This is a genomic window from Nitrospira marina (assembly GCF_059568365.1).
Genome location: NZ_JCANTH010000001.1, coordinates 992,747 through 1,005,192, shown reverse-complemented (window position 1 = coordinate 1,005,192; position 12,446 = coordinate 992,747). Strand labels below are relative to the sequence as shown.

At 49.9% G+C, this 12,446-nt stretch carries 13 protein-coding genes; 5 read left to right on the top strand and 8 right to left on the bottom strand.

Annotated elements, in window-relative coordinates; genetic code table 11:
* Positions 1-75: 75 nt before the first annotated feature.
* The 3 genes from LX98_RS04205 to LX98_RS04195 form a co-directional block, all read right to left on the bottom strand.
* The gene (locus LX98_RS04205; protein WP_496427704.1) at positions 76-840 is read right to left on the bottom strand and encodes a chlorite dismutase family protein; all 765 of its coding nucleotides are present in this window, start codon (positions 838-840) and stop codon (positions 76-78) included.
* Positions 841-1,393: 553 nt separating this feature from the next.
* The gene (locus LX98_RS04200; protein ID WP_496427703.1) at positions 1,394-1,720 is read right to left on the bottom strand and encodes a hypothetical protein; all 327 of its coding nucleotides are present in this window, start codon (positions 1,718-1,720) and stop codon (positions 1,394-1,396) included.
* Positions 1,721-1,919: 199 nt separating this feature from the next.
* The gene (locus tag LX98_RS04195) at positions 1,920-2,519 is read right to left on the bottom strand and encodes a Slp family lipoprotein (RefSeq protein WP_496427702.1); all 600 of its coding nucleotides are present in this window, start codon (positions 2,517-2,519) and stop codon (positions 1,920-1,922) included.
* Between the two features lie 275 nt (positions 2,520-2,794).
* Between LX98_RS04195 and LX98_RS04190 the strand changes: the two genes are divergently transcribed.
* On the top strand, positions 2,795-3,238 hold the full coding sequence (locus LX98_RS04190) for a hypothetical protein (RefSeq protein ID WP_496427701.1): 444 nt from the start codon (positions 2,795-2,797) through the stop codon (positions 3,236-3,238).
* Between the two features lie 366 nt (positions 3,239-3,604).
* Here the strand turns inward: LX98_RS04190 and LX98_RS04185 are convergent, their stop codons facing one another.
* A complete protein-coding gene (locus LX98_RS04185; protein WP_496427700.1) occupies positions 3,605-4,507 on the bottom strand; it encodes an NAD(P)-binding domain-containing protein in 903 nt (300 codons plus the stop codon).
* Positions 4,508-4,727: 220 nt separating this feature from the next.
* Here LX98_RS04185 and LX98_RS04180 point away from each other — a divergent pair, with 220 nt between their 5' ends.
* Genes LX98_RS04180 through LX98_RS04170 form a run of 3 tightly spaced genes read left to right on the top strand, consistent with a single transcriptional unit; the run spans position 4,728 to position 6,097 of the window.
* Positions 4,728-5,549, top strand: coding sequence for an aquaporin (locus tag LX98_RS04180; RefSeq protein ID WP_496427699.1), 822 nt, complete (start codon positions 4,728-4,730; stop codon positions 5,547-5,549).
* A gap of 40 nt (positions 5,550-5,589) precedes the next feature.
* Positions 5,590-5,820: a hypothetical protein gene (locus LX98_RS04175; protein ID WP_496427698.1), complete on the top strand. Its 231-nt coding sequence runs from the start codon at positions 5,590-5,592 to the stop codon at positions 5,818-5,820.
* 43 nt (positions 5,821-5,863) lie between these two features.
* Entirely contained in the window at positions 5,864-6,097 is a 234-nt protein-coding gene (locus LX98_RS04170; protein ID WP_496427697.1) for a hypothetical protein, read from the top strand.
* A 195-nt stretch (positions 6,098-6,292) separates the two neighbouring features.
* Here the strand turns inward: LX98_RS04170 and LX98_RS04165 are convergent, their stop codons facing one another.
* The 3 genes from LX98_RS04165 to LX98_RS04155 all read right to left on the bottom strand — a co-directional run bounded on the left by LX98_RS04165 (position 6,293) and on the right by LX98_RS04155 (position 9,641).
* Positions 6,293-7,507 (bottom strand): hypothetical protein, encoded by a 1,215-nt coding sequence (locus LX98_RS04165; protein ID WP_496427696.1) that lies wholly within the window; start codon positions 7,505-7,507, stop codon positions 6,293-6,295.
* 389 nt (positions 7,508-7,896) lie between these two features.
* Positions 7,897-9,207: a BamA/TamA family outer membrane protein gene (locus tag LX98_RS04160; RefSeq protein WP_496427695.1), complete on the bottom strand. Its 1,311-nt coding sequence runs from the start codon at positions 9,205-9,207 to the stop codon at positions 7,897-7,899.
* Positions 9,208-9,284: 77 nt separating this feature from the next.
* On the bottom strand, positions 9,285-9,641 hold the full coding sequence (locus LX98_RS04155) for a hypothetical protein (RefSeq protein ID WP_496427694.1): 357 nt from the start codon (positions 9,639-9,641) through the stop codon (positions 9,285-9,287).
* A gap of 496 nt (positions 9,642-10,137) precedes the next feature.
* Between LX98_RS04155 and LX98_RS04150 the strand changes: the two genes are divergently transcribed.
* The gene (locus LX98_RS04150; RefSeq protein ID WP_496427693.1) at positions 10,138-11,475 is read left to right on the top strand and encodes a M20/M25/M40 family metallo-hydrolase; all 1,338 of its coding nucleotides are present in this window, start codon (positions 10,138-10,140) and stop codon (positions 11,473-11,475) included.
* Positions 11,476-11,635: 160 nt separating this feature from the next.
* On the opposite strand, the gene LX98_RS04145 is transcribed toward LX98_RS04150, so the two are convergent.
* Positions 11,636-12,445 (bottom strand): sigma-70 family RNA polymerase sigma factor, encoded by an 810-nt coding sequence (locus LX98_RS04145; protein ID WP_496427692.1) that lies wholly within the window; start codon positions 12,443-12,445, stop codon positions 11,636-11,638.
* Position 12,446 lies beyond the last annotated feature (1 nt).

Sequence of the window (12,446 nt, the reverse complement as noted above, 5' to 3'; positions counted from 1 at the left end):
GTCAAATCCTTTCACCTCTGATGCCAAGGGTGGTTGCCTCAAGGATGACGGGCCCATCACCAGGCCGTTATCCGGTTATTTCACAAGAAGGTCGACAATATCATTCCAGCTTTTCAATGTGCCGATGATCGTCGGCTCTCCGAGCTGAACATTGAAGATATCTTCACGAACCATCCGCAACGCAATAACCAGGTCATTGAAATCCACCAGATTATTGGTTTCAAATATGGTGAGAAAGTCCACATCCGAAATTCCGGTGGAATGGTACAATTTCCGCTTCACCGTTTTTAAATAGGCAACCGTGGGAATGGTGTGTTCTTTCATCAGCGCCACACGATCCTCTTTGGACAGGTTCCACCATTCGGCATTTTTCCGAATGGGGATCATAATCGCATAGGTAGATGGATCACCCTCGTATTTCGCCCCTTTCAGTTGTTGAAGCAAATCAGGAAAATCCGGAGCATAATTCAGCCCTTTGGTCACCCCACTGATCGTGTACTCCAAATCCAAATGCCGGCCAAAGCCGGTACTCCGAAGTTGGGTCAGTAATTGCTGGTTGGCTTTGAGTTCAGCGGAATGCAGCCGAAGCAAAAAATGGGATTCTGTCGTCAATCCATAGGTCCAATATCCGTCCACGGTCACCTGACTTTTGAATGTCTCCAACAGAGCTTTGGCCTCCTCCCCGCCTTTCTGCCTTTCCTCCATCGGCAAATCCCGCCAATTTTTATCCACCTCATAAAGGGCAAAGGTCCCAAACACAGGGGCATCGGCGGCCCAGCTTAAACTAGACAAACCAAAATGCACGCCCGCGAAGAACAACAGGGATAGTAATACAGGCATATTTTCACTCCTTCTTACCTGAGTCTTATTTTTAAACATGGCAATGGCAAGCGTTCGGGTTGCGGATGACCGGATGAATCTCCCTAAAATCCCGTTAGGAATTTTTGAACGGGAATCACCACGCACGCGGGTCGACTTTAGAACGGGCACGAGGGAAGAAATAATCTTTTAAGAAATGTTGAGATGTGGAGAAAGGCCACAGCAGAAAAAGGTAAGGAAAACCACAAAAAAAAGGCTGGTACGGTCGTGTCTGCGGAGGGTCTGCTCCGTGGCGGTAAAGCGGCCATTGGCCTATCCATACCATGACTTTCAGAACAGTCGGGACTCTCACGATTATTCCCTTTGTGACTGAATGACTATGGCCCACTCGCGGAGACCATTTTTGGGAAAACCCCCATCAAACGCAAGAACATGGATGATTGTCTACAATCTCTTCCAGTCGTTACACGAAAAAAAACGGCCTGCCGAGAGAAACACCCTCGACAGGCCTCAATACCTCTGGATAACTTTAATATTTCTCTAAACGGAAGATGGTCCGATTATACTTCTGTCCTTATTTCCCCAAATTGTCTATTGTTGAATTGATATCATTACTCCGTTGATTAACTTCCCCCTTTGCCCCTTCTCTGAGTTGATCCACGATTCCCCCGGCTTCTTGTTGGGTGGCACGTTGGGCCTCAATTGCTCGCTCCTTTTGCGTTTCTGTGACGTTCTCGGCCGCCTCCTCCATATTTTTCATCTCTCTCTCCTGAGGTTCATTGACTGCCTGGTTTCTCTCCTCTGCTTGATTCTGTGTAACATCGGCCGTACCCGCCATGGACAATCCTGATACACCAACGACACACAATACAGAAAATACTCCTGATAATATCCAGGTCATAAAAACCTCCCTGAGAAGAATGTAAAAAAGTAGAAGAGCAAAGATGTCCCCATTATTACGCATGAGATGGAAATTGTGTAACTATGGGAAACCCTGGCAGTCAGATACTCTCCTTTCTGATCCCAATGTTTTGATAAGGACAAATCATACCTTGACCCTTTTATACAAAAGAGTCAATCTGCATCATTTCGGAAAACGTTCACCGCCAACTCCCGCGTCCACCAAAATTGCGTCGGGCATACCCAAAGGTATACGGAGAGTAGGGCCAATACCATCCCCAATTCCGGCCCCAGTAAGGATACGGCCCCCAATAGGGACCATAACCATACGTGTTTCGTGGAATCATCGGCCATACCTTCAAGGCCTGAATGGCAAAAACGGGATAGACTTTTTCTTCTTCATCCACTCGCACGGAGGCTTGCCCGGTGACTTCTCCTATGATGGTTACGCGAGTGCCCTCAGGAAGCGTGGCCGGATCAAGAAAAGGCTGCTGAGTGGCAATGAAACGGCCTTGAGACTTGGTCCGATCCCATTTGGGAACCGAATCGCTGTCTAATGGGATCTGAAGCACCATCACTTCGGTCCGGTCTACGAGACGTTTCGCAGACAGCACAACTCCACCCACCTTGAGAATCTGTCCGATATGCGCAGAGGGATCTTGAACCATGTTGGCAAACGACCCGCCAGCCGTCACCCGGGCTTCCTGATTTGTAGAAAACGGGGAGGAGGAAAATGTCGCGCACCCACTCAGGCCAACCAACAGAACCACCAGATGAACACTCCATATCCTAATTTTCATAGATCCCTTTTTCACCCCTCATTCTATTATACGCCCTCTCCCCTGCCTTTGAAGAGAAAAGAAGGGTAAGGATTCCATGTTTGCCGGATTGATGAACGTTCAAGTCTATTCATTTAGATGCCAACCAGCATTCAACGAACACATATGTTCCATCCACGAATCGCCATCAACCCATGCACAGGTGGTTCTTTGACTTGTGATTTCCTTTATTCCAGGTTACATTTCACCTATCACTATCCAATTAATGACCTTTACCTACACACAAGGAGCAGACGATGGCTGTAAAAAAAGCGGTAAAGAGCACGGCGAGAAAAGCATCCAAGAAGGCCTCTCAAGTTAAGTCAGCGGCAAAGAAAAAATCAGCGACCGTGGCCAAGCAAGCCAAGACTGCGGCCAAAACAGGAGTCAAAAAGGCCAAGACCGCAACCAAACAAGCAAAAAGCACCATCTCCAAAGCCAGGAAAACGGCCACAAAGCGATCCGCCAACGTTTCCTCGCGTGCAAAGAAAACCGCGGGCCAATTAAAAAAGGCGGGCGCGAAGAAAGTGGCCTCGGCCACAAAAGCCGTCAACAAGAATACTCGAAAGGCTAAAAGCACCGTGCGCAGCGCAGCGAAGCAAGCGGGAAAAACGGTAGGGAAAAATGTGGGGAAAGCCATAAAAACAGTTGAGGAATTGGTCCAACAAGCCCAGGAATATGGCAAATCACTACTCGGCTAACAAACCGTTGACCTACAACCATTGAATGGAGGAATCAATGACCAATATTGGTTTTCATCATTCAGTCAGCGGGTAGACCGTGTGTGACGGCAATAGCGGTCAACCGACCATTCTTCCATCGTGAGACCACGGCGATGGATCCGGGCTTTGGTTGACGATGCCACGGCTCAACCAGACTCTTCGTTTCACTCCGGTCGTTTCAAAGTAATTTGTCATTCTGAGCCCCCGGCAAAGAATCTGTGCCAAAGTGGAAGATGCTACTGCTCCCCGGGATCCTTTGATGGATCTAGCCCTGAGCTTTGCCGAATGGGTCAGGATGATAAGGGCCTCATGAATCCGAGGGAAGAAGAGAAAACGGGTGTGACACTAGTACTGCGAACAGCGGTCTTTAAAGGTCAGTTCCGCAATGCCGGATTTATCCAACTCGCCTTTCCCCAGCTTCACCAAACGCTGATATTGTTCCAACGTCGTTTTTGCCAGAGGCAGGGTTAGTCCTACCGATTCGGCCAACCCATAGGCAATACCGGAATCTTTGGCCGCATGGGCCACAGAGAAATAGCATTCGTGATCACGATTTTGCATGTCGGCTCCATCGGTTTCCAAGACCCGTGATGCCGCTCCGGTTTGGCTGAATACCTCACGTACCATTCCCAAATCCAATCCCAATGCCGCGCCAAGGCCCAAGCCTTCCGCCAATCCAGCCGTATTGATATTCATCACCATATTGACCAAGGCCTTCATCTTTGATGCCTGCCCCGCCAATCCAATGTATCGTACATTGACACTGAGATCTTCTAAGAGAGGCTTGGCCCGTTCAAAAACCTCCTGTTTTCCGCCACACATCAAATACAATGTCCCCGCACGTGCCTGATCAATACTACTGGCCATGCAAGCTTCCAGAGTCTGCCCGCCACGAGCTTCAACTTGCTCTTCGATTTCAAGATGAACCTGAGGAGACAACGTGGCACAATTCACAAACAACCGGCCCTTGGCCTGATTCAGCAGACTGTCCGGATTCTTCTCAGAAAAAATTTCACGCATCGCGTTGTCGTCAGTGACGACGGTCAGAACAATGTCGGATAATTCTGCCACCCGGGCCAAAGTCGGCGCGACTTCGCCCTGAAATTGCCGCGCGACCGATTCAGCTTTTTTAAGGTTGGTATCGAACACCGACACCACCTGATACCCCACCTCGTCCAGTCGCAGCGCCATATTGGCTCCCATCAGTCCGACTCCCACAAATCCTATTCGTTCTGCCTTCTTATTCATGGTCCATCCCTTTCATTTCTCCGGATCACAACTTCCGACCCATATTTGCTTAATGTGCAAAATCCTCACTCTGTTTCTCTTTCTCCTTATTCACAAAAATTCTTCCATCTACGACCCTCACCCTGGGTATCGCTACTGTACCGAAGGTGTTGTAACACCTCAACTTCATATTCGACTACAAGTTTTCGACTACCAGGCTAAAGATGGTCCCTTCACCCGTATGCGCGAATCTCTGAAACACCATTGGCCGGAATATTTCATGGAGGCAGCAGGACTGGGACTCTTTATGGTCGCAGCCGCAACCTTTGCTATCTTTCTGGAGCACCCGGCCTCTCCCTTTCGACAAAGCCTTCCGGACGCGACCGTTCGCCGATTCTTTATGGGACTGGCCATGGGCCTGACGGCCATTCTCATCATCTATTCACCCTGGGGCAAACAATCGGGAGCACACCTCAATCCATCTGTCACGCTGACGTTTTTTCGATTAGGAAAAATTCAGACGTGGGATGCGGTCTTTTATATTCTGTTTCAATGTCTGGGAGGTGTGTTGGGAATTCTGTTTGTTTCCGCGATAGCCGGGAATTCCCTATTAGACCCATCGGTCAATTATGTGGCCACACTCCCCGGGTCTACCGGTGAAGGCCTGGCCTTTTTGGCAGAATTGTGCATTTCATTCGGTCTGATGATGGTCGTATTGATTTCGAGCAATCATCCTCGGCTTTCTCGATACACGGGAATCTTCGCCGGCATTCTCGTTGCGACCTATATCACCATCGAGGCTCCATTCTCGGGCATGAGCATGAATCCTGCCCGAAGTCTGGCATCCGCCCTGCCGGCCTGGCTGTGGACGAGTTTTTGGATTTATCTGACAGCTCCCATCTTGGGGATGCTTCTGGCAGCAGAAGCCTATGTGCATATCCCAGGGGCGCACCGTGTCTGGTGCGCCAAACTCCATCATCACAATTCAAAACGGTGCATCTTCCATTGCGGATACCATGAGACCCCTGCGAAAAAGGCCCCGTCTTTTCAAACAACAGCCTGAATTCCCCTCATATAACTATTTTCCAAAAAGGGAGGCTCATATGACATGCGTGTGCGGCGAACCCATCCTTCATGCTGCACTCATTCAATCCATCCGGGATGCCCGGATACCCTTTGATGTCTATCACTGGCCTTGCCCGTCTTGCTCCACATTGATGGAAGAACTGCGTTTGGGGGTGGACCCGATTCATCAGATGGCATCCACCATGGCCTATCCTGTTAGACCCGTCGGTACTATAAAGAAGCCGACGGGATTGGAATTGTGTAAATAGACAAGCTTCAGCCCATAACCACAAATCAAGCGAAACAATTTGGTTGCTTACACAACTTCCCGAAGATCCCGCAACAAACAACCAACCATTAAATGTATGCGATGTGGCTCCCACTATTTCCAGAGGCAATTTCATCCTGGTGGCTAGCGAAGGGCAGGCCAGACGGATGGACGTTGGTGATTCAGAGGGGCACCGAATGCTGTTTGTGGTCCAGGAGATCGTGGAAGACGTCGGCACCCCCTGGTACGTCGAATTCTGGCATTGGATTGCCGGGTAATACATCTCTCAGCCAATCAAAGAGTACCAGCCGCCAGGGACTGTCTTCCTGGCGGCTGTTTTCATTATTGGCCTCCAAAAGTACATGACCAGTTGTGGGGGCCTTCAAAATGAAATTATCGTATTGCACGACTTGCCCCGGAATCTGACCCCGAATCCCTGACCAGAAATCGTGATTTGAACGAAACCTCTTCTCCTAATTGCTGTGGGGTGTTTTCAGAGGGAGAATAGTTTCTTGTGTTTTAGGGTACTTCTTTAATTCTTCTTTAGTGGCCCCCTGAACGAGATCTGTGGGTGAGGATAAACGCAAGTAACTGTCCATACCAAAGCGGGTATTCTTGTCAAAGGTGAGGTTGGCCATCACCGAATCACCTTTTATTCTGCCTAAGGTCGTTCGGGCCTCATCGTGCGAACTTGCATGAACCTCAAAGATGTTGGTTTTAGCCCGCTCAGGAGTCATGAGATGTTCAAAAATCTGCCGTCGTGGATTGCCGACGGCCACGGGCCACACAACGGGAATTAACACATGGAGTTTGTCCCACTCTTTCGGGCCTAACTCTTTTTTCCATTGGCTCATGGCGCTTAACCCCGCTTGTACCTGCAATTCCACGGCGGCTTTCATGGCCTCCGCAACATAAGGGATGTTGTTATGAGCAAATGCACGATAAGACTGTTCATCACCGGAACCACTTTCGATACAGTTCTGCAAATAATTGTTCACCATGTCTAACATCTTCATGGCTCTCATCGAGGTAGCTTGACCAATATCACTTTTGCCTAAATGTTCTTTGATGTTTTCAACATGTTTTTTATATTCAATCAAAGGTTCTTCCCATCCCTCGGGTCTATTGGCCACATTGTCAAAATAGGGAGAAATCAAGATAAAGACTCCCATTGGGATGTGCGCAAGGATCTTTTCCATCTCATACCTAACGGAAGTCGGCGTGACCGACTCGACGGGACGGTCTCTTCTATACAGGTAATAGGTACTGCCCACCCCCTCTTTTCCCGGTTCATAGTCACTCGCAATGATTAACGGGTAAATATTCTGACCCACGTTTCGGATGAAATTTTGATAATTGTTTTTCCTGAACCAATCCATGTTACGCATGGCTTCATATGTGTGTTTTCTGACATGAGCGGCATCCGTCCCCGTATCAGCCTGTGCGGCTCCTTCTCCATCGACCGTAGGTCTTACACCTTTAAAATCCATATACTCCACTTTCTTCCCACCCGCGTACGAAACACTATCCATCAGAAACTTTTTATACTCCTCGTCTTTTTCGAGTTCTAAAAGGGCTTTAAAATATTCCTGATCACCCTCAGGGTAATTCTCTTCCGATTGAGAAAAAGCCGGGATAGGTAACAAAAAAGTATGAAAAACCAGGCCGGCCCCCAAGATCAAAGCCAACAAAAAACCCTTGTGCCGCCTGAAGTGACGGTGTTGGAAAAATGAATATGATGAATGATTTGCGATTAGTGCTTGGCGTCTCTTTTGAATTTTTTGCAACATAGTGAGTTCCTTAATCAAAAAGAATGGAAAGAATTTTCAACGCGAATTGCCTATTGTTGGGAGGACACCTCCAGATAGTCAATTGACCGTTCCCAAATCTTCCTTTTTAACTGGGTTACATTAAGAGGTTCAGTTGGGAGTAGTGAGAGTTCTGCGACTCACATGACTTTCCAATAGGAGATCCTAGCCACCCCTTGGTGTACCTTTCGCAAAAATGCGCGTCATACCGGAACTCGGACGCCTAAAGGAGTGGGTACAACCTTCCTGTGTAAGAGCCCCCAAAAATATCAGAAATATTGGGTGATGCCGAATTGAACCAGCCAATTCGCTCTTGGCAAGAAAAGATGGGCTACATCGACTCGCAAGAGCGTATTGGCAAGAAATGTTGGCACGACGCGTATCCCCGATCCCACGTTCACAGCTTTTTGCCAATCGCGAAGTTTCCCCTCGTCGGTAAACGACTGAAAGGTACCGAAATCCGAGAACAGGACGCCTTGTAACGCCCAGCGGGGTGCCAGGGGAATGGCATGCCGGAGTTCCAGGTTGGTGTAGGCCTGAGCCCGGTTGCGAAAGAGATTGTCATCAAGCCCCCGAACGCCGGCAATGCTTCCGATTAATAGGCTGTGATTGGGATTTTTACTGTTGTTGACCGCTTCCGCCACACCATTGATCATCAAGACGGTACGGGTACCCATCGGAATTCCCTGTAGATAGTGTAATATCGCTTCATGACGTGGTTCGTTTCCCCCGAAAAAATATCCAAGCTGAAGCTCGAGAATAAGTCGGTATCCCTTTGGCATCAGATCATTCCAATGATACTGGTCCCAGATCAGCTCGGGGATCACCCCAATAAAATTCCCGTCTGGGGATTTTTCTGATACTCTTTTTTCGTCTTTGATCACTTCGCGGTAAAATTTCGTGACCACTTCATACCGTAAGGGTGAGCTATATCGGTAGGGCCCTATGAGTTCAAACTCACCCCCGATGCGGTTGCGGGTCCATTTGGCATCCGATTCCGAAAACCGGATTTCGTTCGCTCGGTAGGAACCTTTGACCTCTTGGGCCCACCGATCGGGTTCGAAGGGATGTTGCGAAAGCCATACGTCGATGTTGGGGCCCCGTTGACTGTATTGGAACTGCCCCCCGAGTTGCGTGGCTGTGCCCCACAAGTTGTATTCCACCAACCCGACCGTGGCCGTCAAATCTTTTAGGTCGCTCCCGCTGGTGAAGGCCAGGATTGGGGAAAGGGTAATCTTTTCGTGAACCTCAACCCGCACAATTTGACCCTCGTGTGTTACTCGTACTAGATCAAAGAGGCTGAGATTCCGCACCCGTCGCTCAAACTCTTCAATCTCGGCTCGGGAAAACTCGCCGGGTATGGGCCGAGAGAGCAACCGGATAATCACTTCTGGTTTGGTATGAATGATTCCTTCAATGGCCACCTCATCGATCCGGAAAAGTTCGTCCTCGACTCTGTCGGTTGCAGCCAGAGCGCAATGATTCAGTGCCACACCATTGAACGCCAGCACGGAACACGAGGCTAAGAACCACTGAACAAGGCTTGGTAAACTTTTGAAACGGACGTAGAGATGTCTCATCTTAGACCTCCTTAAGAAAACAAAGTTGAGCGCATCGACCAATTGGACGAGCGAGAACTTGGAGGTACTGGATGAGTTTAAATGCGAAGAGGAATTGAAAAAGAAACGGGCCTGTCACGTGGAGGGGGATGAGGCGGAGGATGGGCTCTCGGAGCCGTTAATCCCAACACAGGGACCGCGACGAAAAAAACCTGGAGGTCTGGCGGCTGAGGTGCTGCGTCAGTATTCTGGGCTACAACGCCTGCACGTTCCGACGGCATGAGGAGATGTTCAGCCGCACCGTCCGGGTCCTCTCCAGTCTCATGGGTGTTAGTTGTCACCTCCTGTTCTTCAAACACAAGGTCGACCACCAGATCGGCGGTGGTCCATACACAGAGTAGGAGCGCAAGCCAAATGATGAACAGCCCATTATGAAGATATTTTCGAAAATACATAATCCACAGTATAGTGGACCTAAGGAGTTTGAACAATGCTCGTGATTACCAATTGATAATGTGTAGTGCCACCAAGGCGGGTTACTGTGAAATGAATGGGTTGCAAAAATGAACCTTTCTGCAAACAAATTTGGCTTCCAATTGAAACAACAGGTTTTAGGTTGCACAATCCCGTTGCAAATTAATCTGATGTAAATTGAGATTATGAAATAGTCTAGATAGGCAGCTCAACGCACATTTTTACCCCGATACGCTTAGTACTCTAAGGTCGGCTTTTGGCCGAAAGGGGGCTCAAACTTTGTAAACGGAGGAGTTCTTCGGCGACGCCTCACTCGTAGCTTTTCCAATTAGTTTTTCGGCTTAATCCGGGCCGAAGGTGAGCAAATCTTTCAGAGTTTTTGAGGTGCTAATTAAAAAGCGTATCCTTTGGTCGTCCCCGATGGTATACACTTCTGGGCATGCAAGTCATGAACGTAAACTTCCAGGATTAAACATAATGAAACTGTTGTGCCTGAGAACTCTTTGCCTGTTGTTCCTGCTGCTGCCCGCCACGCCGTCAATGGGACAGGATGTTGACTGGAAGACGACCGTCGGCGAGGCCGTGAATACCTTGCAGCACTATCTTCGGTTCAACACGACTAACCCGCCGGGTGATGTCACCGAGGCTGCCGACTTTCTTCAGAAGATTCTTGAGAAAGAGGGGATCACCGTCACGCGGTATCTGGCCGCACCGGGAAAGATCAATCTTTACGCCCGTCTCAAGGGCACGGGCAAGGCCAAGCCTATTCTGCTGCTCCACCATATGGATGTGGTGCCTGCCGATGCGAGCCGCTGGAATGGCGTCGATCCTTTTAGCGGCGAACTCAAAGACGGCCATATCTGGGGTCGGGGCGCGATCGACATGAAAGGCACCGGTGTGCTGCAACTCTACGCCTTTCTGACCCTGGCGCGGCATAAGATTCCTATCGACCGCGATATTATTTTGATGGCGGTGAACGACGAAGAGATCGGTGGGACGATGGGGACCCGCTATCTGCTCGACCACCACTACGCCGAACTCGATCCCGAGTATGTTCTGGATGAGGGGGGATTCGGCAGTCGCCAGATTTTGGTGAACGGGAAGTTGGTCTTCGGCATTTCCGTGGCGGAGAAGCGGGCGCTCTGGCTCCGTGTGACGGCCCAAGGTATTGCCGGACATGGCTCACAACCGCATGATCACAATCCGAATGACAAGTTGATGCATGCGCTCAATCGGCTCTTCAGTAAGCCGTTTCCGACGGTTCCCAATCCTGTCCTTGACGCACTCGTAACCAAGCTCGGCAAGCTTGAGCCAAACCAGTTCACGAACGCCCTCCGGCAAACGACGGTCTCGCTTACTTCGCTTCGGTCCGGTGTGGGCGATCCCCCCAAGGCGAATGTGATTCCCTCGCTGGCCGTCGCGACTCTCGATGCTCGTTTGCTGCCTGGCATGGATGCCGAAGCCTTTCTGGCGGAGGTGAAGTCCCGACTCGGCAATGAGATCGAGGTTGAAGTCATTCATCCCGCAACCCAATCGGTCGTCACGCCGCATGACACCGGGATGTTTCGTGCGCTGTCCAGCGCCATCACACGGCACCATCCCGACGCGACCATCGTACCGATGATTATTCCGTACGGAACCGATTCGAGGATGTTTCGTCTGCGCGGGGCCAAATGCTATGGCATCCTTCCTTTGGTACTCAGCACCGAACTCGCCACTTCCATCCATGGTGACGCTGAGCGAATCCCTGTCGATCAATTCGAGACCGGAATCCGAATTTATTACGAGACCCTGGTTGAAGTTGCAGCCCGCTAACCGGTGGGTTTTCTTTCCAATTTTTTGATGTCCCCTCTGCCGGTCAGTTCGCCCTATACTGGCCTTCATGACCTGACAAAACATTCGATACAATCCAAAACTCAAATTCGCGGCGTGAGTCAATCGGCTTCCAATCCATTGAACCTTACCCGTACATCGATCAAGCACATTGTTTGAGCGGCCATGGATGAAGAGGTTCCGGTTCCTGCGGCTCCAGATATGGTCCCAAGGCTTGGCGAACTTTGGTTCGCGCACGGTGTAATAACACCCGCTGATTGGTATCGGACAATCCCAACATCCGGCAGACCTCCTCCGATTCAAAGCCTTCAACGTCCCGGAGCAGAATGACCTTTCGTTGCATGGCCGGAAGCATGTGGATCGCTCCGGCAATCCGCTGCACCAGTTCCTTGTTCATGATCTGTTGATCTGCTGGAACGTCCGACTGAGATGAGATCATATTTAGACAAGGCGCAGGCCACCCTTCTGCCCCAAGGGCGAAGAAATCTTCACAAACCTCCACCCCTTTTTGTTCGCTCCCAATCATTTTTACCGGAAACTCTACGTATCGACTTTCCCTCACTCCCTGGGTTTTAGCCCGGTTGATGAGAATTCGGAATATCCAGGTTTTCAGCGATGAGCGTCCTTCAAACCGGTGAATGCCTTCAAGAACTGCCAGCCACGTATCTTGGACCACTTCTTCAGCAACGGCCTCGCAATGAACAAACGTCATGGCCACGCGGAGCAAAGGTGAATGAAACCGCTCGACGAGTTCAGAGAAGGCATGTTCCTCTCCCCGCCTGATGGCCTCTACCAGAATAGCCTCAGCGCTTCCGGCCTTTGCGTCCGTCAGGGTTTCTGAGGCATCCAATTGCCCGCCATCCAGGACAGCAATTTTTGAATGTCGGGAACGACCACCCGAATGGTGTTCTAGGGATAACACGTCGAAATAATCAACCATGGCAGTATTCATG